1 protein-coding gene is annotated in these 434 nt (G+C 57.1%); it reads right to left on the bottom strand.

The features are described 5' to 3' along the window. Nucleotides 1-156: 156 nt before the first annotated feature. Nucleotides 157-434: DUF790 family protein (locus tag DEQ92_RS22990; RefSeq protein ID WP_115821831.1), on the bottom strand; the 278-nt coding region annotated here is incomplete at its 5' end.

The following is a 434-nucleotide window of genomic DNA, read 5'->3' as shown; positions in this document are numbered from 1 at the left end:
GCTCGCTCTGAGTGAGAACCCCGACGCCGAGGAGCTGCGCCAAGAGGTTGAGGAACTCGAACAGCGTATCGAGGAGTTGACTGAGTTCAAACCCGGCACAGAGATTGGTTCGCGCTCATGATGTGCGTACAAGCACGGATCGTCGGGCGAGTGTCGTTACTGATCCGTATTCGCTGGGGCGTGTCCTGTCGCATACTGGTCAGCCATTTCGACCATATCGTAGACGTGAATCCCGGTTTTGAACCAAAGTACACGATCGGCGACACTCCCGAAGTCTTCGCTGGCACACTCCAGTCGCTCCGAGACCGCTAACACGAAGTTCTCAGCCTCCACCTGCCGGATCTTCTCCAGCTTCGACTCCAAATACTCCGGGGTCCAGAATCCGACGATCTCGAGGATCGCCCGCCGACCATCGGGATGTTCGATTGCGAAGT

This window comes from Haloferax sp. Atlit-6N (assembly GCF_003383195.1).
Taxonomy (GTDB): domain Archaea; phylum Halobacteriota; class Halobacteria; order Halobacteriales; family Haloferacaceae; genus Haloferax; species Haloferax gibbonsii.
The sequence above is the reverse complement of the archived record's forward strand: the minus strand, read 5'-3'. Positions and strand labels throughout refer to the sequence as shown.